Here is a 22,989-nt window from a genome sequence, read left to right as displayed (position 1 = left end):
CGAGGGTGCTTATGGAACGTGTGGGCTTCTATTCGGGATCGTTCGATCCGGTGACCTATGGCCATCTCGATGTGATCCGCCGTTCCTTCCGTCTGGTCGATCATGTGGTGGTCGGCATCGGCGTCAGCGCCACGAAAAAGGCACTGCTGAGCTTTGAAGACCGGGCCCGGCTGATCGAGGAGGAAACCGCCGAGATGGCCCGGGAGGCAGGCTGCCGCGTCAGCGTCACCTCCTTCAGCGGCCTCGTGGTGGAAGCCGCGCGCAAGGCCGATGCGAAGATCATTATCCGTGGACTTCGCGGCCCTGCCGATTATGAATATGAAGCGCAGATGGTCGGCATGAACGGCATTTTGGCACCGGATGTCGAAACCGTGTTTTTGACGGCAGCGCCCGGATTGCAGATCATCTCTTCGACGCTTGTCCGGCAGATTGCCGCGATGGGCGGGGATCTGGAAAAATTCGTACCTGCACGGGTGGCCGCCGCGCTGCACAAGCGGTTCGAGGAAGACGACGACTGAGTTAAGAGAACCGGGGCGCTGGGGCGTACCGTAAGTGAGGTTGCACATATGCGATTGAAAGCATTTTTTCTCGCCCTGGCGGGCATGGCGATTCTCAGCCTTCCGGCACAGGCCCGGGACCTTGAGAACACGCTTTATCTCGATCTGAAAGACGGCCGGGTCGTGATCGAGCTTCTGCCCGATGCGGCGCCGAAACATGTCGAGCGCATCAAGAAGCTGACGCGTGAAGGGTTTTACGACGGCATTATCTTTCACCGCGTGATCGAAGGCTTCATGGCGCAGACGGGCGATCCGACGGGCACCGGCATGGGCGGGTCGGACTATCCGGACCTGCGCGCCGAATTCTCCCGCATTCCCTTCGAGCGCGGCACGCTCGGCATGGCCCGCTCGCAGCATCCCGATAGCGCCAATAGCCAGTTCTTCATCTGCTTCGACAGCGCCTCTTTCCTGAACGGTCAGTACACGGTTTGGGGCCAGGTCGTGGAAGGCATGGAGCATGTCGACAAGATCGCGCGCGGCGAGCCGCCTGCAAATCCCGATAAAATCGTACGGATGGTCGTCGCAGCGGATGTCGCCGACGCGGCCAATTATTAAACTCTGAGGATTGAATGACCGATATCAAAGACCCTGAAAACACGCTCTTTCTCGATCTCGATTGGGGCCGTGTCACCATCGGCTTGCGGCCGGACCTGGCGCCGAACCACGTCGCCCGCATCAAGGAACTGGCCCGTGACGGCTTTTATGACGGGATCGTTTTTCACCGCGTGATCGATGGGTTTATGGCCCAAACGGGCGATCCGACGGGTACGGGCACCGGCGGTTCCGGCAAGAAGCTGGCCGCCGAATTCAGCAGCGAGCCGCATCTGCGCGGCGTCTGCTCCATGGCCCGCGCCATGGACCCGAATTCCGCCGATAGCCAGTTCTTCATCTGCTTCGACGATGCCACCTTCCTCGACGGGCAATATACGGTCTGGGGCAAGGTGATCGACGGCATGGAACATGTGGACCGCATCAAGCGCGGCGAACCGGTGCCGGATCCGGACAAGATCGTCTCGATGAAAGTTGCCGCGGACGCCTAATCGGCGCTAAGAGATTTCGGAAGCTGAGGAAGCGGGCCCCGGCCCGCTTTTTCATTGTGTCCCGCTTTTTTTAAACAGAGACAATAGAGAACTGCCTCATGCGGGTGGACATTTTCGATTTCGAATTACCCGAAGAGCGCATCGCGCTGCGCCCGGCGCGCCCGCGCGATGCGGCGCGGATGCTGGTGGTCGGCCCGGATAAAGGCCGGCTGGAAGATGCCGGCGTGCGCGATCTTCCTCAAATTTTAAAGCCGGGCGACGTCTTGGTCTTCAACGACACGAAAGTCATTCCCGCCCGCCTGCGCGGTACCCGCAAACGCGAAGAAGCAGAAGCGCAGGTCGAGATCATGCTGCATCTGCGCCTTGGGCCGGACCGCTGGAAAGCCTTTGCCCGGCCTGCCAAACGGCTGAGGCCCGGCGACCGTGTGGATTTCACGGCGGGGTTTCATGCCCTTACCGAAAGCCGGGACGGGGCGGAAACCGTACTGCAATTTTCCGCCTCCGGTCCCGCACTCGATGCGGCGATTGCCGCGGCAGGCGAACTTCCCTTGCCGCCTTACATTGCCTCGAAGCGCAAGACGGATGAGGAGGACAAGGAGGATTACCAGACTCTCTTTGCCGACCGGCCGGGCGCCGTCGCCGCGCCAACGGCGGGGCTGCACTTCACCCCAGCGCTGCTCGACGCGCTCGCGGGGCGCGGCGTGGAGAGCGCCCGCGTCACCTTGCATGTCGGCGCAGGCACGTTCCTGCCGGTGACGGCGGAGGATACGGACGCTCATAAAATGCATGCCGAATGGGGCGAGGTCAGCGCTGAGACCGCCGCCAAGCTCAATGAGGCGCGTGCGAGAGGCGGACGCATCGTTTCGGTCGGCACGACCTCCTTGCGGCTGCTGGAATCGGCGGCAAGTGAAGATGGCCACCTTGCCGCCTGGTCCGGCGAGACGGATATCTTCATTACGCCCGGCTACCGTTTCAAAGCCGTGGATATTCTCATGACGAATTTCCACCTTCCCAAATCGACGCTTTTCATGCTCGTTTCCGCCTTCCGGGAAACGGAAGAAATGAAAGCGGCCTATGCCCATGCCATCGGCGCGCAGTACCGTTTCTATTCTTATGGGGATGCCTGCTTGCTGATGCCGAAAGAACAAGACGATGAGTGAGTTCCGTTTCGACCTTCGCGCCACAGACGGTAAGGCGCGCCTTGGCGCCGTGCATACGTCGCGCGGGGTCATCCGCACGCCCGCCTTCATGCCGGTGGGGACGGCGGCAACCGTCAAAGCGCTTTATACGGAGCAAGTGCGCGGCACCGGTGCGGATATTCTGCTCGGCAACACCTATCATCTGATGCTGCGCCCTGGCGCGGAGCGCGTCGCCTCGCTCGGCGGGCTTCATAAGTTCATGAATTGGGATGGGCCGATCCTGACCGATAGCGGGGGCTTTCAGGTCATGTCGCTCGCCAAGCTGCGCAAGATGTCGGAGGAGGGGGTGACTTTTCAATCGCACCTCGACGGCTCGCGCCATATGCTCTCGCCCGAACGCAGCATCGATATTCAGTGCCTTCTGGGCTCGGATATTCAAATGGTGCTGGATGAATGCACGCCCTTTCCGGCCACCGAAAAACAGGCGGCGGAGTCCATGCAGCTTTCCCAACGCTGGGCCGTGCGCTCCAAAGAGGCCTTCGAGGCCCATCCGCGCCGCCATGAAGGTCAGGCGCTTTTCGGCATTGTGCAGGGCAGCACCTATCCGGACCTGCGTGCCGAAAGCGCGGCAGGGCTCATCGAGACGGGCTTTCACGGCTATGCCATTGGCGGGCTCGCCGTGGGGGAGGGGCAGAAGGAAATGCTGCGGGTGCTCGATTATACCGCGCCGCTGCTGCCGCAAGACCGGCCGCGCTATCTGATGGGGGTAGGCACGCCGGACGATCTCGTCGAAGCCGTCTCGCGCGGGGTCGATATGTTCGACTGCGTCATGCCTACTCGCTCAGGGCGTCACGGCCAGGCCTTTACGCGCCGCGGCAAGGTTAATCTGAAGAATGCCCGCCATGCCGACGATCCCCGGCCGCTCGATGAGAGCCTCGACTGCCCGGCGGCGCGGGATTACTCGCGCGCCTATCTGCATCACCTGATCAAAAACGGTGAAATTCTCGGCATGATGCTGCTCACCTGGAACAATGTCGCCTATTACCAGCGCCTAATGGCGGATATGCGCGCGGCCATCGAGGCAGGGGATTTCGCGGGCTTTTACAAGCGTTTTAAGGAGGAGCAAGCGGAAGGCGATATTTCGCCGCTCTAACAGGGTGCGGCCCCGGCGGCCAGCCAGCGGCAGATGCGGCATTTTGGGCGGGAAAAGGCCATTATTCGGGTTGACCAGCGCCGCCGCCCCGCTTAGGTTCCGCCCCGTTGCACCGCCATGGCGGAATCACCTCGCAGCGGTGCAAGACCAGATGGAAAGCAGCCTTGTTTTCCCCCCAAATTTTAGGGCCCGTAGCTCAGCTGGTAGAGCAACTGACTTTTAATCAGTAGGTCACAGGTTCGAACCCTGTCGGGCTCACCATTTCCCCGTCATCTTCAAAAACTCGGGATAGATGTTCAGCCGGGCAGATCGACCGGGCGGTAATCTTCTGCTTGCTCGTCATAGGCCAGCAGAATGCCGTTGCCGATATCGAAGAACCAGGCATGAAGCCGCAAGCGGCCTTCCTTCAGCGCCGCTTCGACGAAGGGGAAGGTTTTCAGACGGTCGATGGACGCCAGGACGGATTCCCGCTCGAGCCGGTCACGCTGTTTCTCCGGTGTTTCATGGGCATATTGGCGGCGGATGAAAAGCGCAAGCTCGGTTGCGATGTTCATCCATTGCCCGACAAAGCCCCGCTTATGGCCTTTGGGCGCGTTCTCATAAAGCGCATTGATGCCGCCGCAGCGCGCATGGCCCATCACGATGATGTCCTTGATATGCAAACCTTCGACAGCGAATTCCAGCGCCGCGCTGGTCCCGTGATAGGCCCCGTCGGTTTCATATGGCGGCACGAGATTGGCGACATTTCGGATCACGAAAAGCTCGCCCGGATTGACGTCAAGGATCATGGAGGGATCGGCGCGGCTGTCGCAGCAGCAAACGATGGCGGCTTTCGGAGACTGGGCGCTTGCCAGGCTCTCAAAGCGCTCCTGGTTCTGCGCGTAAGTCCCTTCCCGGAAGCGCTTATAGCCAGCCAGAAGATGTGCCATCTCTGCCGAATTGTCCGCCATCTGTGACCTCAACAACCTGTGTGCCGCTTTTCTTAAGGCCCGGCTTTACTGCGATGAGGGGTCGAGGGCAAGCACTTGGCACCAGGCGCCTTGTTTTTTAAGGGAGGCGCACAGGCTTTCCGCAGCGGCGTGCGTGGAAAGAGGCCCAGCCAGCAGGCGCTGATACGTGCCGTCTTTGCCCGCGTCGAATCTGCGGATAATAGGCCGGTAGGAGGCAAGGGCGCTCTTGTAGCTTTGCTGGAGCATGTGCCAGCCTTCCATTGCTGCCGTCTTGCCTCTGTATGAGGCCAGGTGAATGCCAAAGCCGGCGGCAGAAGATGATTTCCCGGCCATCTTCGTTTCGTCGCGCACCGGGTCCATACGGGCCACTGCAGCGGGTTTTGCCGAAGATTGAGCCGCCTCGCCGCCCGGCGCGACGAGGGAGGCCGTGGCGGGCCCGAAGGCGTTTTCAATACGGCCCAGGCGCCGGTCGAGGCTGTTTTCGGAAAAGACCAGTTTTTCCATGGCCGGGCGCACCACCGAATAATCGATCCGCAGTTCCGCCAGATCCTGCTCCAGCCGGTTGACCCGCTCCTCAAGCGTTTCCTTTTCGGTACCCAGCCGCTGATAACCGGCAATGGGCTTGCTAGCTGGCGGGGCACCGGTGACGGCCTCCTGTCCGGCGCAGGCGCCAAGACTGAGCGCTCCTCCAAGCAGGCTCAGAAAAAGCCAGCGCCGATCGTTTTTTATGACCATGCCGCATCTCGCCGATATGCGCTCAAAGAGCCGGTTAACGACTGTTATGCGAGTCGCTATAGGCGGTCAATTGACGCACACGGGAAGGCCGGTTCAGAACTGATTAACCATTACGCATTTTGCCCAAGGCTTGAGCGGCTCCGGCGGCTGGTACAGGAAATTGCCTTGCCAATGCCTGGAAAACGGACGCTGCGGCCCGGCAGGCTTTTTGCGTAAGGGCGGGCATAAATAAAGGGAGACCCTTCATGACACTCGATGCCTTGCCTTTTGACGCCTGGCCGCTGGGCGCGCAAGCCGGGATTTACGGATTTGCCGGCGGCTTGTTGGTGCTTCTTTTGGCGCATTTGGCCGTGACCTCGCGCCGCCTTGCCAAGGAGGCCCGCCAATCGGCGCTCTCGCCGCGCAGCGTGCCTTCCATCTTCGCCGCCCCAAATTTGCCCGGAACCCGGCTTAAAGACACTGCTAGCCTTGAGGGACGTTACTCGGCATTGACGAGAATGAACCGCCCGCTGCGTAAAACCGGCGCCCGCGGCGAGGAAAAGCGGCGCCAACAATCCGTTCCGCGCTACCATCCGGTTCCTTCCTACCGGACGTAGCAGGGGCGGCCGGGCAGCGCACAGCATGAATCCGGTCCGATCCTCAGAATTCGCACTTGCATTCGTCTTGCCGGACTATTAAATCACAGTCGCCCACGGGGTAACTGAATTTAATACATTCTTTTTTTGTAAAAAAGTGGAATTGCGGGAGCACATTGATGGATCGGCTGGATCAGCTGGAAAGCCAAAGCATCTACATTTTCCGTGAAGCGTTTAACCGCATCGAGAATATCGCGATGCTGTGGTCGCTGGGGAAAGACTCCAACGTCATGATCTGGCTGGCGCGCAAGGCGTTTTTCGGCCATGTGCCGTTTCCCGTCATGCATGTGGATACCGGCAAGAAGTTTCCGGAAATGTATGCCTTCCGCGACCGCTATGCGGATGAGTGGGGATTGAAATTCCTGCGCGAAGAGTGCCCGCCGCTGGACGAAATGGATGAGAGCCTGCCGCCGGCTGCCCGCTCCGCAGCCCGCAAGACCGCCGGCCTTAAAAAGGCGATCGAGAAATATCAGTTCAACGCATTGTTCGCGGGCATTCGGCGCGATGAAGAGGCCACGCGCGCGAAGGAGCGCGTCTTCTCGCCGCGCGGCCAGGGCGGGCAGTGGGATTTCCGCGATCAGCCGCCGGAATTCTGGGATCAGTACAAAACCGATTTCCCGCCCGGCACGCACATCCGCGTGCATCCTCTCTTGCATTGGACGGAAGTGGACATCTGGGCTTACACGTTGCGTGAACAGATTCCCACGATCGAACTTTACTTTGCCAAAGACGGCAAACGCTACCGGTCGCTGGGCGACAAGGACATCACGTTCCCGGTCGACAGCAATGCGACGACGATTCCCGAGATTATCGAGGAATTGCGCACGACGAAGATTTCCGAACGGTCCGGCCGCGCCATGGACCATGAAAGCGAAGACGCCTTTGAACGTCTTCGGGCCGACGGCTATCTATAAGGAACCGGGAAAATGGGTGAGACAAACGTGAAACTGGCTTCTATCAACCCGGATGCGCAAAAAGCCCGGGACCTTCTCAGAATCGTCATCGTCGGTCACGTCGACCACGGCAAGTCGACGCTGGTCGGCCGGCTTTTCCATGACACGGGCTCGCTGCCCGATGGTAAATATGAATCCATCAAAGCGATGTGCGAACGCCGCGGCGTGCCGTTCGAATATGCCTTCCTCATGGACGCGCTGCAGGCTGAGCGCGACCAGGGCATTACCATCGACACGAGCCAGATCTGGTTCAAGACGGAAGCGCGCGATTACACGATCATCGATGCGCCGGGCCACAAAGAATTCCTGAAGAACATGATCACGGGCGCGGCGCAGTCCGATGCGGCGCTGCTGATCATCGACGCGGCAGAAGGTGTGCGCGAGCAATCCCGCCGCCATGGCTATCTGCTTCATCTGATGGGTGTGCGCCAGGTCGCCGTTGCCGTTAACAAGATGGACCTTGTGGGCTATGAACAGGAACAGTTCGATCTGATCGAGGAAGAATACCGCGACTACCTGCGCTCGATCGGTGTGGAGCCGACTTTCGTCATTCCCGTTTCCGCGCGTGAAGGCGACAATATCGCCAATGGCTCGAAAAGCATGCCTTGGTACAAGGGGCCGACGGTCGTCAAAGCTCTGGACAGTTTTTTGCCGAATGCCCCGCTGGTGGATCAGGCTTTGCGGTTTCCGGTGCAGGACGTTTACAAATTCGACCAGCGCCGGATCATCGCCGGGCGCATCGAGTCCGGCAGGCTGAAAGTCGGCGACACGCTGATGTTCTCGCCGTCGAACAAAACCGCCAAAGTACAAACCATCGAAAGCTGGTCGGCCCGCGAAGATTTCACGCCCCCGTCGGAAGCCGCGGCGGGTCAGTCCGTTGGCATCACACTCGATGAGCAGATTTTCGTCGAGCGCGGCGAACTCATCAGCCATGTTGAAGAAGCGCCGATCGAAACGGAAGTCTTCAAGGCGCGCCTGTTCTGGCTGGGGCATGAACCTTTGACCGCCGGCAAGAGCTACAAACTCAAGCTGGGAACCTTCGACACTCCCGTTACGGTGCAGAAAGTCGACCGCATCATCGATACGAGCGATCTTTCCAATTCCGAGTCCGAACAGGTCGAACGCAATCAGGTGGCGGAAGTAACCATCCGCTCACGCCGTATGCTCGCCCTGGACGAGTTCACTAGCAATGGCCGCACGGGCCGTTTCGTGCTTGTCGATAAATACGATATTGCCGGCGGCGGCATCATTTCCATGGAAGGATATGCCGACCAGCGCGCCATGATCATGGCGACCAAGTCGACCAACATCACGCGCGTCGAACATGGTGTTTCGATCGAAGAACGGGCGCGGCGCAATGGCCATAAAGGCGGCGTTCTTTGGTTTACCGGCCTTTCGGGCGCAGGCAAATCGACACTTGCTGTCGCGCTTGAAAAACTGCTCTTCGAGAAAGGCTACAACTCCTATGTGCTCGACGGCGACAATGTGCGCCACGGGCTGAACGCCAATCTCGGATTCTCTCCGGAAGACCGGGCGGAAAACATCCGCCGTGTGGGCGAAACCGCGGCGCTTTTCCAGCGGGCCGGGATGCTGGCCATTACCTCCTTCATCTCTCCCTATCGCTCGGACCGGGACCGGGCGCGGGCCGCAGCCGGCGACGGCTTCCATGAGATCTATGTCAAAGCGGATGTGGAAACCTGTAAGCAACGCGACCCTAAAGGGCTCTACAAGAAAGCCATTGCCGGGGAGATCAAAGAGTTTACCGGCATTTCGGCGCCTTATGAGGAACCGGATTCACCGAATCTGGTCATCGATACGGCCGAAACGCCGCTCGAAGAATGCTTGGAAACCCTGGTTAATTATGTGGAGAGAAATTTTCGCGTATAAGTTGGCGTAACGTGTCACGCTAACCTGGGGAAGTACATGGCTGTTCTTGTCACCGGCGGCGCCGGTTATATCGGCAGTCACATGGTTCTTGCTCTTGTGGATGCCGGTGAGGAAGTGGTCGTTCTCGACAATCTTTCCACCGGCTTTCGCTGGGCTGTCCACCCGAGGGCGCATTTTTATCAGGGCGATGTCGGCGATACTGGCCTTGTCGGCAATCTAATCCGGCAATACGGAATCGATTCTGTGGTGCATTTTGCCGGTTCGATCATCGTGCCGGAATCCGTCGAGAACCCGCTTAAATATTATCTGAACAACACCGCCAAATCGCGCGACCTGATCGAGGCTTGCGTGCAAAGCAGCGTGAAACATTTCATCTTCTCCTCGACCGCTGCCGTTTACGGCATGCCCGAGACGTCGCCGGTCACGGAGGACATGGACCTTAAACCCATTTCTCCTTACGGCACGTCCAAATTGATGACGGAATGGATGCTGCGCGATACGGCCGCAGCCCATGATCTGCTTTATGTGGCGCTTCGCTATTTCAATGTGGCCGGCGCCGACCCTGGGGGCCGCTCGGGCCAGTCCACGCGCAACGCAACCCATCTCATCAAGATTGCTTGCCAGACGGCCCTTGGCCAGCGAGAGCAAATGGGCATTTTCGGCACGGATTACAACACGCCGGACGGAACGGGCGTCAGGGACTATATCCATGTCACGGACCTGATCGCCGCCCATATGGCCGCACTTCAATATTTGCGTGGCGGGGGCGCCTCGCTCGCAGCCAATTGCGGCTATGGGCACGGGTTTTCGGTCCGCGAGGTCATCGACACGGTTGAAGAGGTCTCCGGACGGCCGGTTAACGCGGTTGAAGAACCCCGCCGCGCGGGCGACCCGGCAGCGCTCGTTGCCAATTCGGACATGCTCAAGCAGCACCTGCGCTGGACCCCCCGTTTTGACGATCTTAAGCAGATTGTCCGTCATGCCCTGGCCTGGGAAGAAGCGCTTCCCGAGAAAACCCGCTAACCTTGTCTTATTTGTGATCCAACGCCTTATTCTAGCTCTGGGCTTGACCACGTGCTAAAGAGGGTCAAACGCTGCGCAAAAGGATGATGGATACCGCCCATGGTGATCTCCCACCGGTTCAGAAACGCCGTTATTCTCGCCATAGATATTTTTCTGGCGGCCCTCTCGGTCCCGATCTCGCTTGCCCTGCGTCTCGGGGTGGACGGGGTCCAGCAGCGTTTCGATCTGACAGTGCTTGCCACCGGTATTTTTATCGGCATCGCGGCGGTCTCGGTTTTCTTCTCACGCCATGGGCGAATTGCCTGGCGCTGGGTTTCGGTCGACGACGCAATCCTGCTGGCGCGCACCGCCGTGTTCATCAATCTGGTTTTTCTGGCGGTTTTGTTTCTAACCACCCGTCTGGATGGTTTCCCGAGATCCTTCATCGGCATTAATATTCTCTGCCTGAGCGGCCTTTTCATTGGCAGCCGGCTTGTCTTCCGCCTTTGGCATGAACGCCAACCCGGGTTTGCGAAAGGCGCTCCGAAAGGGCAGCGGTTGAATGTCCTTCTTGTAGGGGTAACGGACGAAGCGGAAGCCTTTATCCGGAAAATGTCCCGCAGCAGCAATGCCCCTTACCATGTCTCCGGTCTGATCAATGCGGACAAGGAAAGACCCGTCGGCAGCCGCATAAGGGGCGTGAAGGTTCTGGGCGGATCAGAAGAGATCGCAAAGATCGTCAGGCGCCTGCGTAGCCAGGGCGAGCATATCGGCCATCTCATCCTTTCCGACCCGGCATTGAAGGGCGAGCCCGTCAAAAAGCTGTTGGAGCTGACCGAGGAAGAAGGGATCCGCCTCTCGCGCCTGCCGGAAATGTCGCAATTGCAGCTTGCCGACAGCAACCGCATTGCGGTTCAGCCGATCAACGTAGAAGACCTGCTCAGCCGCCCACAGGCCCGGCTCGACCGGAAAGCGATGGCAGCACTTCTCACCAGCAAACGCGTGCTTGTGACAGGGGCGGGCGGCAGCATCGGTTCCGAACTTGTCCGCCAGATTGCCGCTTTCACGCCGTCGCAGCTAACGCTTGTCGATGCCAGCGAATTCAATCTTTTCGAAATAGACGGCGAAATGGCGCGGACATTTCCCGGTATCGAGCGCAATGCGCGATTGGTGAATGTGCGCGACCGCCAAGCGCTCTTCGATATGTTCGAACGGGAAAAGCCGGAAATCGTTTTCCATGCGGCCGCGCTCAAGCACGTGCCGCTTTTGGAATCGCAGCCGGCTGAAGCGGTGCTCACGAATGTCATGGGCACGCGCAATGTCGCCGATGCCTGCATCGCCCATCATATCCAGATGATGGTGATGGTCTCCACGGACAAGGCCGTTCAGCCCGTCAGCGTCATGGGCGCCTCGAAGCGCATCGCGGAAACCTATTGCCAGACGCAGGACATTCGCGGGCGCGAACAGGGCGGTACGCGCTTCGTGACGGTGCGCTTCGGCAATGTGCTGGGCTCGGCAGGTTCCGTTGTGCCGCTTTTCCAGAGGCAGTTGGAACAGGGCGGCCCCCTCACGGTCACGGACCCGCGTATGACGCGCTATTTCATGACCATCCGGGAGGCGGTCGAACTGGTGCTTCAGGCTTCCACCATGCGCGATACGGCCCTGGAGGAGGGGGGAGGCATTGTCGTTCTGGATATGGGCGAGCCTGTCAATATTCTGGATATGGCCCGGCAAATGATCCGTCTGGCCGGCCTTCAACCCGGCAAGGACGTGGAAATCACCTTTACGGGCTTGCGCCCCGGCGAACGGCTCTATGAAATCCTTTTCCAGCATCAAGAGGCGCTGATCAACAGCTCGCACGAGGCCATCATGCTAGCCCGCCCGCGGGTGCCCGACGAGGCATTTGTGGGGAAAATGCTCGATTCGCTCATCGAAGCGGCCAGCGCGTCCGACCATGAGCGCACCCGGGAGCTTCTCGAGCGAATTCTGCCCGATTTTGCGACCCGCGCGGACCGGCTGGAAGACCAGGAAGCCTCATCCGCTTTTCCCATGCGCGAGGATCCTTCTGCCTGAACCGGAAAATCCGTTTAGGTTAAGGGCGGGGACAACTGTTAAAACCTGAAATATTATTTTATTTCTTACATATCCCTGATCTGTGACAGGTTGAGCTGCCGGTTACGGGGGATTCGGCACTCATTTCTTTAGCGATCAAAATATATGTCAGTGATCAATTCAGCCATTATCGTTCTTGCGGCAGGCAAGGGCACGCGGATGAAATCGGCACGCCCGAAAGTTCTTCATGAACTGGGCGGCAAGGCCATGCTTGGCCATGTGCTGGCTTCGGCAGCAGCCTGTGCGGGCGATAAAACCGTTGCTGTGCTCGCGCCCGGCATGGACGATGTTGCCGAATATGCGCTTTCGCATGGAGCAACCCATGTTGCTTATCAAAAAGAACAGAACGGCACGGGCGATGCGGTGAAAGCGGCCGAAGAGCTGCTGTCCGGTCTCGACGGCGTGGCGATTGTCGTTTTCGGCGACACCCCGCTTGTCACACCCGAGACGTTAATCCGTATGAAGCAGGCTTGCGCGGCGGGGAACGATGTCGTCGTTCTCGGGTTTCAGGCGGAAGACCCTGCGCCCTATGGCCGTTTGGTGCTGAACGGTGAAGGCGCGCTCGTCAAGATCGTCGAAGCGAAGGACGCAAGCCCCGAAGAAGCCGCCATCGATTTGTGCAACGGCGGCGCCATGGCAGTGCGCACGCCGCTGCTTTTCGAGCTTCTGAACGATCTCAAGCCCGATAACGCGCAAGGCGAATATTACCTGACCGATATTGCCGCAGAGGCCCGGGCACGCGGACTGTCCATGTCCGTCATCGAATGCCCGGAAGAAGAAATTCTCGGCATTAACAGCCGGCTCGATCTTGCCGTGGCGGAAGAAATCTTTCAGGACCGGATGCGCGAACAGGCCCTGCTCAATGGAGCGACGCTGCTCGATCCGTCTACGGTCTATTTCAGTCACGACACGCAGCTCGGGCGCGATGTGCTTATCGGGCAGAATGTCGTTTTCGGGCCGGGTGTGAAGGTTGATGACGGGGCGGAAGTGAAGCCTTTCAGCCATCTTGAAGGTGTGCATGTCGGCGCCGGCGCCCAGATCGGCCCCTTTGCCCGGCTGCGTCCCGGCACCGATGTCGGCAAGAAAGCCAAGATCGGAAATTTCGTCGAAACGAAAAAGGCCAAGGTCGAGGACGGCGCGAAGATCAGCCATCTCTCTTATATCGGAGATGCGCGTGTCGGCGTGGACGCCAATATCGGCGCGGGCACCATCACCTGCAATTACGATGGCTATGACAAGCATTTCACCGATATCGGCGACGGGGCGTTCGTCGGCTCCAATAGCTCGCTTGTCGCGCCGGTTTCCATCGGGGCTGGCGCCTATGTGGGCTCGGGCAGCGTGGTAACGAAAAATGTCGAGCCGGACGCGCTCGCCGTTGCCCGCGGCAAGCAGTTCGAGAAGAAAGGATGGGCGGCGAGTTTCCGCGCTTCCAAAGAAAAGTCGAAATCTTCTTAAGACCCAAACGATCCGGGGAATAATATGTGCGGCATTGTCGGCGTTCTTGGCACTCAGCCTGCGGCTCCAGTCATTCTGGACGCGCTAAAGCGGCTTGAATATCGAGGTTATGATTCCGCCGGGATCGCCACGCTAGTCAATGGCGGCATCGACCGGCGCCGCGCCGTCGGCAAGCTCACCGCGCTCGATGCCGTGCTCCAGGCAAACCCGCTTGGGGGTACGGCCGGCATTGGCCACACGCGCTGGGCGACGCATGGGCCTGCCTCGGAAAACAATGCCCACCCGCACGTCACCGACAAGGTGGCGTTGGTTCACAACGGCATTATCGAAAATTTCCGCGAGCTGCGCGCCGAACTCGAGGCGGATGGCGTCACCTTTACCAGCGAAACGGATACGGAGATTGTCGCTCATCTCATCACTCAGGCTATGAAGGCAGGGGCCAGCGCCGTGGATGCCGCCTCGCAAACGCTGAGCCGTCTTGAAGGCGCGTTTGCGCTCTGCATCCTGTTTCATGGTGAAGAAGATTTGATGATCGGCGCGCGCAAAGGCAGCCCGCTCGCCATCGGTTATGGAAATGGCGAGATGTATTTGGGTTCGGATGCTTTCGCGCTGGCGCCCATGACGAACCGCGTTGCTTTTCTGGAAGAGGGCGATTGGACCGTGGTCCAGCGCGGCGGCGTAACGATTTACGACGCGCAGGGCAAAGAAGTCGAACGGCCGGTGAAGATTACCGATGCGAGCGCGGCGCTTGTCGGTAAGGGCAACCACCGGCATTTCATGGCGAAGGAAATCTTCGAACAGCCAGAAGTGATTGGTCATACGCTGACCGAATATATCGACACGATGGATAACCGCCTGGCGCTGCCTTCCCTGCCTGTGGATTTTTCAACCCTAAGCAGAGTCACAATCGTTGCCTGCGGCACCGCATCTTATGCGGGCCATGTCGCCAAGTATTGGTTCGAGCAGCTTGCCCGCCTGCCCGTGGAAATCGATATCGCTTCTGAGTTCCGCTACCGTGAAGCGCCCATGCCGGCAAACGGCCTTGCCGTCTTCGTTTCCCAGTCAGGCGAAACGGCGGACACGCTCGCCGCACTGCGCTATTGCCGGGAGCAGGGGCAGAAGATCCTTTCCATCGTCAATGTGACGGAAAGCTCCATCGCCCGGGAATCCGATGCCATCGTTCCGACCTATGCCGGACCGGAAATCGGCGTTGCCTCCACCAAAGCCTTCACCTGCCAGCTTACTGTGCTGGCGCTTCTGGCACTGGAAGCGGCCAAAGCGCGCGGCCATCTTAATAAAGCGGAAGAGCGTCTTTCCGTGCGCCGGCTCATGGAAGTGCCGCGTCTCATGTCGGACGTGCTGGCCCATGACGATCTCATTCAGGCGATTGCGCATAATCTTTCCAAGGCGCGCGACGTGCTCTATCTCGGGCGCGGGCCGATGTATCCCATGGCCTTGGAAGGCGCGCTGAAGCTCAAGGAAATTTCATACATTCACGCGGAAGGCTATGCGGCGGGCGAACTCAAACACGGCCCCGTGGCGCTGGTAGATGAAAACGTGCCCGTCGTCGTCATCGCGCCCAGCACCGTTCTCTTTGACAAGACGGTCTCCAATATGCAAGTCGTCATGGCCCGGGGGGGCCGGGTCATCCTGATCTCCGACAAGAAAGGGATCGGCGCGGCGGGCAAGGATGCGGTTGCCGTGATCGAAGTTCCCGAATGCGACAGGCTGACGGCACCGCTGATCTATTCCCTGCCGGTGCAATTGCTGGCCTATCACACCGCCCTTGCCAAAGGCACGGATGTGGACCAGCCGCGCAACCTCGCCAAATCCGTAACGGTGGAATGAGCCGAATCAACGCCGCCTATTTTCCGGCAAAACCGCGCCTCATCCTTAAGCGAGACCTGAAAACTTTAATTAATTGGCGGATTTCCGCTAAATCTCGCGGCAATCTGCTTGCGGTAGCGTCTTCGTGCTATTTATTTTGCGGGGAAGGCTCGAGGACCAAGATGCGGCGCTCGTTTTTCAAGCTGAACATGATTTTTGCTATCGCACTGACGCTGGTTATGGCGCCGGCGGGTAGCGGCGCGCGTGCAGACGAAACCGGCCTTTCCGGCGGCACCAGCGAAACGGGGGGCGGGGCGATTGCCGCGCTGAATGCCGGCACCGCCGCACTGCAATCGGGCAATGCACGCGCTGCACTCGACTATCTCGATAAAGCCCTGCAATCGGGCGGCCTTTCGGCGCAAGGCGAGGCGATGGCCTATCACCATCGCGGCATCGCCAATCTGCAGCTCGGTCAGCCGGGTCACGCGGTTGCCGATTACACCAATGCCATTTGGCGCGACGCGCTGCCCGCTGATATTCTGCCGCGCGCTTATTACAACCGCGCTGCCGCCTATTCGCGCACGGGCGATGCCGCCCGCGCGGAGAAAGATTATTCCAAAGCGCTGGAGCTGAACCCCGATTACGCGGTCGCCTATCACAACCGCGCCAATATCCGCCGCCAGCAGGGCCGCTACGGCGAAGCGATTGCCGATTACAACGCCGCGATCGATGCCAATATGGGTAAGCGCGCGGCGCTTTCCTTTTTCGGGCGCGGCATGGCGAAAGATGCAAATGGCGATAAGCTGGGCGCAGTCGAGGATATTGAGAAGGCCGTAGCCCTCGATCCATCCTTTACATTGGCCCGGGAAACGCTGAGCGCCATGGCGCCGCAACTGACGCCCGAGAAGCTTGCCGAAAACAAACCCGTCGCGCCGCTGCCCGTGCTTCCTGCACAAAAGCAAAAGCCGCTGGAAGTGAAAAGCCTCTCGCCCATCGGTGCTTCGGCTGCGCTGAGCGAACCGAAGCAAGAGCCAGGTGCCAAAGAGCCTGCCCGCACGGCAGCTATTACGCCTCCTGCCGCTGCGCCTGTGCCGCGCAGCCCCTCGCTGGCGCTTGAAGAAATCCGCGCCCCGCAAGTGCAGGTGGCGCGGCTTGAAACGGCGCTGCCGAAGAACGCGCCTGAAAAAGTAAAACCTGAAAAAACCCAGGAAGTCGCCTCGCCGCTGGCCGCGCCGTCGCGCGCGCCGATCGAGGAAAGTGCGCCTCAAGCTGCCACTGCGGCACAGGACCCGTGGTCCGCCACCAATGCAAGGGACGTGAAACTTGCAAGCCTGAGCGGCTGGAAGGCAACCGTCATCCGCTATGCCGCAGCCGCCAATGGCGTGCCGCAGGGGCAGATCAGCCTCAAGAAGCCGGCTGTGCCCGCCGACCGCTCGCTGACCGGCAGCCTGCCTCCCGCCTCCCGCCCGGCAACCGCGGCGTTACAAACCCAGGCCGATGCGCTGCGCTATGCCCAGGCAAGTGCCGAAGAGCCCGTGCAGAACGATGCTGGCGCGCTTCCAACCTACCGGGTGCAGATCGGCTCGTTCCGCTCGCCGAGCGATGCCAGCGCCTCCTGGACGAAGGCAACCGCCAAGCACCCCGCGCTTTTGAAAGACATGCAGCCTTATATCGTGGAGGCGGATCTCGGCGAGAAAGGCCTTTATTACCGCTTGCAGATCGGCGCCTTTAGCGGCTTTTCAAAGGCTGAGGGACTTTGCCGGTCGCTGAAAGCGGAAGGCACGGACTGTTTCGTCAAACGGGCCTCCGCCGCATCCCAATAACGCCTAAATATCGCTCTGAGGCGCTGCCGACGGGCGGGTGAAAATGAAAACCAGCACGCAGGCCAGAACCGCCAGCGTGCCGCCAACGGCAAGGGCGGGCAGGGTGGAAAAGAACACCATCCAGCTTGCCGAAAGACTGATCATTACCAGCGCGGTTATTTTACCGCGCAAGGGAATGGCGCCGTAAAGCTCCCAGTCGCGGATATAAGAGCCAAGGCGCGGATGATCCAAAAGCCACCCGTGGAGCCGGGGCGAGCCCTTGGCAAAGGCCCAGGCGGCGATCAGCAAAAAGACCGTGGTCGGCATGACGGGCAGCACCGCGCCGACAATGCCAAGACCGACGCAAATCCAGCCGAACACGATCAAAAAGATGTTGCGGTAAGCCATATCGATCCGCTGCCGTTAGAGGGCTCGAAGCGCCCTCATCACTCTCATTTTACCTTGCCCTATCCGCCTCACCAAACCGCTAAGATTTGTACGGACAGGCTGTCTGCGAATCCTTTGAAAATGGAGTGCCCCGTCGCCCCTTCAAGGCGAGATGCCTATTTGACGCAGCGTCTCCTTTCCCTTTGACGCAAAGCCGGAACGCCCGGAAACCCCGCCCGGGGCCGATATTGTCGCCCGCCCGTAAATGCCGCTAAACTGGCTGAAAAGCGGTCGGAAAAGGCCAACAACAACAGGGAAGAACGGTCATGAGCGGAGAAATCGGGCTTACCGCGCTGGGCGGCTATATTCCGCGCCTGCGTCTGCAGCGCAAAGCAATTACCACGGCCAATGCCTGGGTGGCGCCCAACCTTGCCGGGAAGGGTAAGGGCGAGAGGTCCATGGCGAATTGGGACGAAGACACGATCACCATGGCCGTGGAAGCGGCGCGCGATCTTCTGGGCCCGGATGACGACCGCTCTCATGTCGATGCGCTTTATTTCGGCACGACGACCCAGCCTTTCGCCGACCGGTTGAATGCGGGGATTATTTCCGCCGCACTCACCCTTGAGAAAGGCATTCAGGCTGTGGACATCACCTCCACTCAGCGGGCGGGGACGAGCGCGCTCTTGCAGGCACTTCACGCGGCAAAGGCGGGCGCCGCCAAGAATGCACTGGTGCTTGCCTCCGACAAGCGCAAAGCCCGGGCTGTGAGCCCGCAAGAGCTTGATTTCGGCGACGGAGCGGCGGCGCTCAGCGTCGGCTCTGAGAACGTCATTGCGAAGTTTCTCGGCGCGCACTCGCTGACCGTGGATTTCGTCGACCACTTCCGCGGCGCCCATGAAGAGTTCGACTATAATTGGGAAGAGCGCTGGATCCGTGACGAGGGCTATCTGAAAATTATCCCTCAGGCCGTGGAAGGCGCGCTGAAAGAGGCAGGCCTTGAGGCCAGTGACATCGATCACTTCATTCTGCCGTGCACCCTGCCCAAAGTGCCTCAATCGGTTGCCAAGAAGCTCGGCATTCCGGCGGAAAAAGTGCGGGACAATCTCGCCGCCAATTGCGGGGAAACGGGCGCGGCCCACGGCCTCGTCATGCTGGTTCATGCGCTGCAGGAAGCAAAGCCCGGTGAGAAAATCCTCGTGGCGCAATTCGGCGGCGGCGCGGATGCGCTCATCTTCGAGACGACGGACAAGCTTTCCAGCATGGATGACCGGCGCGGCATTACCGGCTCGCTCGCCGACCGTCAGGAAGAAACCAACTACATGAAGTTCCTGACCTTTAACGGACTTGTCGAGTGGGAAAAAGGCATGCGCGCGGAGCAGGACAAGAAAACCGCACTCACCACGCTTTACCGCAATGAGGACATGATCCTCGGTCTCGTCGGCGGGCGCTGCACGGAGACGGGCAATGTGCAGTTTCCGCGCTCACGCATTTCCGTGAACCCTAACAATCCGGCCGTCGACACGCAGGAGCCATATAAGTTCGCCGAGCGGAAAGCCTCGATCCTTTCCTGGTCGGCGGACTATCTGACTTTCTCCATGTCACCACCCAACCATTACGGCATGATCGTCTTCGACGGCGGCGGGCGCATTTTCATGGACATTACCGATGTCGCGCCGGGCGAAGTTGAGTCCGGCATGGAAGTGAAGATGGTTTTCCGCGTCAAAGACGTGGACGAGAAGCGCGGCTTCAAACGCTATTTCTGGAAGGCGGTTCCCGTTCGCTCTTCCGCAACAGGTCAAGCAACGGGCCAAAGCACAGGCCAGGCCGCCGAATAAGCGACCGGTTTACCAATACTGGCACCCAAAGGGAGAGAAACATGGCACGTGGTATCAAAGATAAGGTCGCAATTCTGGGCATGGGATGCTCGAAATTCGGCGAGCGCTGGGACACCGGCCCGGAAGAACTGATGGTGGAAGCCTATCTGGAGGCGATGCAGGATGCCGGCATCGAGCCGACGCAGCTCGACGCGGCCTGGTTCTCCACCCATATCGATGAGATCGGCACCGGCAAGGGTGGCACACCGCTTTCGCTCGCGCTGCGCCTGCCGAATATCGCCGTGACGCGCGTTGAGAACTTCTGCGCTTCGGGTTCCGAAGCTCTGCGCGGCGCGGTTTATGCCGTTGCCTCGGGCGCCGCGGATATCGCGCTCGCGCTCGGTGTCGAAAAGCTGAAGGACACGGGTTATGGCGGGCTTCCCGTTTCCAATCCTGGCACACTCAATCCGCAATGGGCGCCGAACGGTTCCGCGCCGGGCAATTTTGCGCAGCTTGCTTCCGCCTACCGGGCAAAGCACGGCATTGCGAAAGAAGACCTGAAACGCGCCATCGCCCATGTTTCGGTCAAGAGCCATGCCAACGGCTCGAAGAACCCTAAGGCGCATCTACGCAACGAGATTTCTGAAGATCAGGCGCTCAACGCGCCGATGATCGCCGAACCGCTCGGCCTTTTCGATTGCTGCGGCGTTTCGGACGGGGCGGCCGCGGCCATCGTCACCACGCCGGAAATCGCCAAGGCAATGGGCAAGAAGGACCTCGTGACGATCAAAGCCATGCAGCTTTCCGTGTCGAACGGTCTGGAATCCCAGCACAATTCCTGGGACGGCTCCTACTTCCACACGGCGCGCATCGCCGCCAAGAAAGCCTATCAGGAAGCCGGTATCGAAAAGCCGCGCGAGGAAGTTTCCATGATCGAGGTGCATGACTGTTTCTCGATCACGGAGCTTGTCACGATGGAAGACCTTTTCATTTCGCCCGAGGGCGGCGCGGTGAAAGACGTGATGGACGGGTTTTACGATTCCAGCGGTTCGGTTCCTTGCCAGATCGATGGCGGGCTGAAATGTTTCGGCCACCCGATCGGGGCGAGCGGGCTGCGCATGGCCTATGAGATGTATCTGCAGCTCCAGGGCCGCGCCGGTGAGCGCCAGCTTGCCAATCCGAAGATCGGCCTGACCCACAATCTGGGCGGCTCGCCGTCGCAGAATGTTTGCTCGGTCGCGATTGTCGGGCTCGAAGGCGTCTAAAACCAAGCCTCAGCACTAAAGCGAGTGAAAGCCGGGCCTTGCGCCCGGCTTTTACGTATTGCCGACGCGTTGATCTTCCGGAGCAATGATAATGTGGATACGGTCAACGGCCTTGCCGCTGCTAGAGACCGCGAATACACCGCGAATAATGGTGATGAACTCCCGGCCTGCCAGAGGAATTTCCGTTCGGGTAATGCTCGGCGCTTTGCTTTCCATCACGCCAAGAATTTCCTCGCGCCGCTCGTCGGCGGCGGCAGGGGGCAAATCATCCCCCAGGAGCTTACCCGTATAATCGATCCCGAATATCTCCCGGCACCCGGTGCCTGCCAGCCGGTAAAGGAAGTCCGGATGTTCCGGCCGGCCGATCTTATCCAGGATGAGCATCCAGGGGATCACTCTGGGCAAATCGATCGGATCGAAATTGTCCTTAAGCAGAACATCTTCCATGCCCTGTTTGGCTTTATGATAATGCGCATAGACCGCGACGGGGTGTTTGGGGTCAAGCGCGTCCAGTGGGACTGGATTAAGAACCATGGTTTTTTGACTGTATGTGCATATTGCAACGAGTATAGGTTGCAACTTTCGCCAAGTCATTAATGGCCGTGTGTTCCTCCATAAAACGAAACGCGTATTTCTTCCGGTGCGGCGACAAGCATAATTTCATCCACGTGTGTGGCGGATTTGGAAACCGGAAAGACGCCGCGGATAAGGGTGATGAAATCGCGCTCGGCATTCGGCAGGCTAGCCCGCGTCAAACTGGGGCGCGCCGTTTCAGTGACATTTCGAAATTCCTCGATGCGCCATTCCGCCGCCTGGCGGGGCATGACTTCCCCCAGCAAGTTACCGGTATAATCATAACCGAAAAGATCGCCCGCGCTGGCGCCGCATAAAGTGCACAGATAGCTCTCGGTTTGTCCGTCATAGACATTTTCAAAGACGAGAAGCCAGCCCAACACACCGGATACCCGCGACGGATCGAACCGTTCGCGCAACAGGAAACCGCGTTCGTCGGCAAGCGCACGGTAATAGCTCAAGAATACGCCGACGGGATGAGCCGGATGAATATCGGAAGGCGACAGCGTTTTGGGGCGAAGAGGCATCGAGGATCATCCTTGTGTTCCCCCATCTCATCAAAACACGCCGGACAGCCGATCATCTTTTCCAGAATGCACCAATTCGTGTGCGGATGTCTTGCCTAATATTCGCATAAAACAAGTTGTAATCGTAAATGTGGAAGTCTCCGTCGAAGACGCCGTAGGAAAAATCACCTCTGTCTTCGTCCGGATTAACGATAAGAACCCCGTCTTCACAGGCTGCATCGCTGACGCTAGGAATGAGTTCAGGCATCTCTTTATCTGCTTCAGCGAAGGGGAGACCGCCCAGATTTTTCTTCGCGTCGGCCTTGCCGTCCTTGGTTCCGGTCAGGGGATTAACGCAGGTAAGCCGGTGGCCGGCCATGGTCGTCATTTCGCCGTTCAGCCAAATCTTGTTGTCTTGCGTCCAGCCGTTCCGGTCCGCTTCCGCGCTGATGGAATTCCAGTTGAGGTAGCAGCCCGTGCTGTAAGCCTTTGCGCAGGGGCGCAAATCATCGCGCCCCATATCTTCGGGGATCGAATAGCCGACAAGATAAGCCGCCACCATGCGGTTTGCGAGCGGCGTGCCGGCAATACGTTCCTGCAAAAGCCTCATGCCATGCAGCGAACCCTGGCTATGCGCAGCCAGAATAAAGGGACGGCCCCGATTATAGGTTTCGATAAAGTGGCGGAAGGCGCGGGCGACATCTTCATAGGCGAAAGCGAGCGCCTTCTGTTCGTCTTCCCCGTCACCCATGAAAGAATAGAGTGTGGCTTGGCGGTAGCGCGGCGCATAGATGCGCGCATCGCCGTTAAAGGCACTGGCCTGGAAGCGCAGCACACCGGCCTCCAAAAGTTCGCGCGTCTCCCCATCCTCGTCATAAGCCGCATTCCAGCTGTCCTTGCTGTAATAGGTGGTGGGATGAATGAAGAAGACATCGACTTGCGCTTCGGCCTGGCCGTCCCGGTAGCCGCTTGCGGGGATGAGCGTGTCGGCAGGGTCTTTCCTATCGGGCAGGGAGGCCCAGCTTTCGGGCAGCTTGTAATCGGGCGCGGGCGGGGCGCTCGCCACATCGAAAGGCCCATCCGGTTTCAGGAACAGCCGCTGGGCGACATCGGGGTTCATGGAAAGATAAAGAACGGCAATTGCGCCGACGACCAGAAGGGCAGCCAGCCCGTACACAAACTTCCTGAACATAA

21 protein-coding genes and 1 tRNA gene are annotated in these 22,989 nt (G+C 59.4%); 16 read left to right on the top strand and 6 right to left on the bottom strand.

What is annotated here, in order from left to right; translation table 11 throughout:
• Positions 1-11 precede the first annotated feature (11 nt).
• From coaD to M2A_RS02345, 6 genes are all read left to right on the top strand, one after another.
• Positions 12-518 carry a pantetheine-phosphate adenylyltransferase gene (gene coaD, locus M2A_RS02370; RefSeq protein ID WP_045442530.1) on the top strand — a complete coding sequence of 169 codons (507 nt, stop codon included), beginning with the start codon at positions 12-14 and terminating at the stop codon, positions 516-518.
• Positions 519-566: 48 nt separating this feature from the next.
• Entirely contained in the window at positions 567-1,112 is a 546-nt protein-coding gene (locus M2A_RS02365; protein WP_045442527.1) for a peptidylprolyl isomerase, read from the top strand.
• Between the two features lie 14 nt (positions 1,113-1,126).
• Positions 1,127-1,597: a peptidylprolyl isomerase gene (locus M2A_RS02360; RefSeq protein ID WP_045442524.1), complete on the top strand. Its 471-nt coding sequence runs from the start codon at positions 1,127-1,129 to the stop codon at positions 1,595-1,597.
• 98 nt (positions 1,598-1,695) lie between these two features.
• Entirely contained in the window at positions 1,696-2,757 is a 1,062-nt protein-coding gene (queA, locus tag M2A_RS02355) for a tRNA preQ1(34) S-adenosylmethionine ribosyltransferase-isomerase QueA (RefSeq protein ID WP_045442523.1), read from the top strand.
• Positions 2,750-3,889 carry a tRNA guanosine(34) transglycosylase Tgt gene (gene tgt / locus M2A_RS02350; protein WP_045442521.1) on the top strand — a complete coding sequence of 380 codons (1,140 nt, stop codon included), beginning with the start codon at positions 2,750-2,752 and terminating at the stop codon, positions 3,887-3,889. Before queA ends, tgt begins: the two co-directional genes overlap by 8 nt.
• 185 nt (positions 3,890-4,074) lie before the next feature.
• A tRNA-Lys gene (locus M2A_RS02345) sits at positions 4,075-4,150 on the top strand.
• 35 nt (positions 4,151-4,185) lie between these two features.
• On the opposite strand, the gene M2A_RS02340 is transcribed toward M2A_RS02345, so the two are convergent.
• Entirely contained in the window at positions 4,186-4,839 is a 654-nt protein-coding gene (locus tag M2A_RS02340; protein WP_045442518.1) for a carbonic anhydrase, read from the bottom strand.
• 45 nt (positions 4,840-4,884) lie between these two features.
• Complete coding sequence (locus M2A_RS02335; protein ID WP_045442516.1) at positions 4,885-5,574, bottom strand: SPOR domain-containing protein; 690 nt, start codon at positions 5,572-5,574, stop codon at positions 4,885-4,887.
• A 245-nt stretch (positions 5,575-5,819) separates the two neighbouring features.
• On the opposite strand from M2A_RS02335, the gene M2A_RS02330 reads away from it, so the two are divergent.
• The 8 genes from M2A_RS02330 to M2A_RS17075 all read left to right on the top strand — a co-directional run bounded on the left by M2A_RS02330 (position 5,820) and on the right by M2A_RS17075 (position 17,268).
• Positions 5,820-6,170 carry a hypothetical protein gene (locus M2A_RS02330; protein WP_045442514.1) on the top strand — a complete coding sequence of 117 codons (351 nt, stop codon included), beginning with the start codon at positions 5,820-5,822 and terminating at the stop codon, positions 6,168-6,170.
• Between the two features lie 158 nt (positions 6,171-6,328).
• Complete coding sequence (gene cysD / locus M2A_RS02325) at positions 6,329-7,123, top strand: sulfate adenylyltransferase subunit CysD (RefSeq protein ID WP_045442512.1); 795 nt, start codon at positions 6,329-6,331, stop codon at positions 7,121-7,123.
• A 12-nt stretch (positions 7,124-7,135) separates the two neighbouring features.
• A complete protein-coding gene (cysC, locus tag M2A_RS02320; protein ID WP_045442509.1) occupies positions 7,136-9,049 on the top strand; it encodes an adenylyl-sulfate kinase in 1,914 nt (637 codons plus the stop codon).
• 36 nt (positions 9,050-9,085) lie between these two features.
• Positions 9,086-10,072, top strand: coding sequence for a UDP-glucose 4-epimerase GalE (galE, locus tag M2A_RS02315; RefSeq protein ID WP_045442507.1), 987 nt, complete (start codon positions 9,086-9,088; stop codon positions 10,070-10,072).
• Positions 10,073-10,171: 99 nt separating this feature from the next.
• The gene (locus tag M2A_RS02310; RefSeq protein ID WP_045442506.1) at positions 10,172-12,124 is read left to right on the top strand and encodes a polysaccharide biosynthesis protein; all 1,953 of its coding nucleotides are present in this window, start codon (positions 10,172-10,174) and stop codon (positions 12,122-12,124) included.
• A gap of 144 nt (positions 12,125-12,268) precedes the next feature.
• Entirely contained in the window at positions 12,269-13,618 is a 1,350-nt protein-coding gene (glmU, locus tag M2A_RS02305; RefSeq protein WP_045442504.1) for a bifunctional UDP-N-acetylglucosamine diphosphorylase/glucosamine-1-phosphate N-acetyltransferase GlmU, read from the top strand.
• A gap of 24 nt (positions 13,619-13,642) precedes the next feature.
• Complete coding sequence (gene glmS, locus M2A_RS02300; protein ID WP_045442501.1) at positions 13,643-15,466, top strand: glutamine--fructose-6-phosphate transaminase (isomerizing); 1,824 nt, start codon at positions 13,643-13,645, stop codon at positions 15,464-15,466.
• A gap of 161 nt (positions 15,467-15,627) precedes the next feature.
• Positions 15,628-17,268 carry an SPOR domain-containing protein gene (locus tag M2A_RS17075; RefSeq protein WP_052379141.1) on the top strand — a complete coding sequence of 547 codons (1,641 nt, stop codon included), beginning with the start codon at positions 15,628-15,630 and terminating at the stop codon, positions 17,266-17,268.
• 3 nt (positions 17,269-17,271) lie between these two features.
• On the opposite strand, the gene M2A_RS02290 is transcribed toward M2A_RS17075, so the two are convergent.
• On the bottom strand, positions 17,272-17,655 hold the full coding sequence (locus M2A_RS02290) for a YbaN family protein (protein WP_045442498.1): 384 nt from the start codon (positions 17,653-17,655) through the stop codon (positions 17,272-17,274).
• A 305-nt stretch (positions 17,656-17,960) separates the two neighbouring features.
• Between M2A_RS02290 and M2A_RS02285 the strand changes: the two genes are divergently transcribed.
• Both M2A_RS02285 and M2A_RS02280 read left to right on the top strand, forming a co-directional pair.
• A complete protein-coding gene (locus M2A_RS02285) occupies positions 17,961-19,472 on the top strand; it encodes a hydroxymethylglutaryl-CoA synthase family protein (protein ID WP_045442495.1) in 1,512 nt (503 codons plus the stop codon).
• A 41-nt stretch (positions 19,473-19,513) separates the two neighbouring features.
• The gene (locus tag M2A_RS02280; protein WP_045442492.1) at positions 19,514-20,716 is read left to right on the top strand and encodes an acetyl-CoA acetyltransferase; all 1,203 of its coding nucleotides are present in this window, start codon (positions 19,514-19,516) and stop codon (positions 20,714-20,716) included.
• Between the two features lie 51 nt (positions 20,717-20,767).
• On the opposite strand, the gene M2A_RS02275 is transcribed toward M2A_RS02280, so the two are convergent.
• The 3 genes from M2A_RS02275 to M2A_RS02265 are packed head-to-tail and all read right to left on the bottom strand — an operon-like array spanning position 20,768 to position 22,987.
• Positions 20,768-21,250 carry a PAS domain-containing protein gene (locus tag M2A_RS02275; RefSeq protein WP_045442490.1) on the bottom strand — a complete coding sequence of 161 codons (483 nt, stop codon included), beginning with the start codon at positions 21,248-21,250 and terminating at the stop codon, positions 20,768-20,770.
• A gap of 59 nt (positions 21,251-21,309) precedes the next feature.
• Positions 21,310-21,816, bottom strand: coding sequence for a PAS domain-containing protein (locus M2A_RS02270; RefSeq protein WP_045442488.1), 507 nt, complete (start codon positions 21,814-21,816; stop codon positions 21,310-21,312).
• Between the two features lie 52 nt (positions 21,817-21,868).
• Positions 21,869-22,987, bottom strand: a complete 1,119-nt coding sequence (locus M2A_RS02265; RefSeq protein WP_081875330.1) for a DUF3089 domain-containing protein — start codon at positions 22,985-22,987, stop codon at positions 21,869-21,871.
• Positions 22,988-22,989: the final 2 nt, after the last annotated feature.

The organism is Tepidicaulis marinus, assembly GCF_000739695.1.
Classification (GTDB): domain Bacteria; phylum Pseudomonadota; class Alphaproteobacteria; order Parvibaculales; family Parvibaculaceae; genus Tepidicaulis; species Tepidicaulis marinus.
This window is presented reverse-complemented; position numbering and strand designations above follow the sequence as displayed.